1 protein-coding gene is annotated in these 564 nt (G+C 62.1%); it reads left to right on the forward strand.

Annotated features, from left to right (window positions below):
* Window positions 1–564, forward strand: a 564-nt coding sequence (locus HP547_RS29275; RefSeq protein ID WP_172289001.1) for an immunoglobulin-like domain-containing protein, incomplete at both ends; no start/stop codon positions are given.

Here is a 564-nt window from a genome sequence, read left to right on the forward strand (position 1 = left end):
CGACCGTGGCCGTCACCGATACCCAGAGCCCGGTCACTGCCGAGCTGACTGTGGATAACACCACCGTCACCGAAGGCGGCAAGATCACCTACACCGTGACTCTGGTCAGCGCAGATCCAACCCTGCCAGTCACCAATCACAAGGGCCTGACCTTCACCCTGACCGATGGCACCACCGTGACCATCAAGGCCGGTGAGTCGGTCGGCAGCACCACCGTGACTGCGCCGGACAACGTCTACGTCAACGACCCGGTGACCATCACCCAGGGTCTTACTGACGTCGCCGGCAAAGGCGTCGATCAGTTCGAACAACTGGAGCTGGGCGCTACCAAAGTCAGCACCCAAGTCACCGATGAGCCATCTGGCGAAGGCGACCTGGTCAAGGTCACCATCGTGGCTGATCAGGTATCCGTCAACGAGGCCACCGAGCCGACCTTTACCATCAGCCTGAACAAGGCGTTGGACAAGCCGTTCACCGTCACCCTGAGCACCGGTGCAACCCTGACCTTCGCGGCCGGCGAGACCACCAAGTCCTACGCTGCACCAGCGCAGGGCGAGGACGTGT

Source organism: Pseudomonas sp. CM27, assembly GCF_013179515.1.
Classification (GTDB): Bacteria; Pseudomonadota; Gammaproteobacteria; order Pseudomonadales; family Pseudomonadaceae; genus Aquipseudomonas.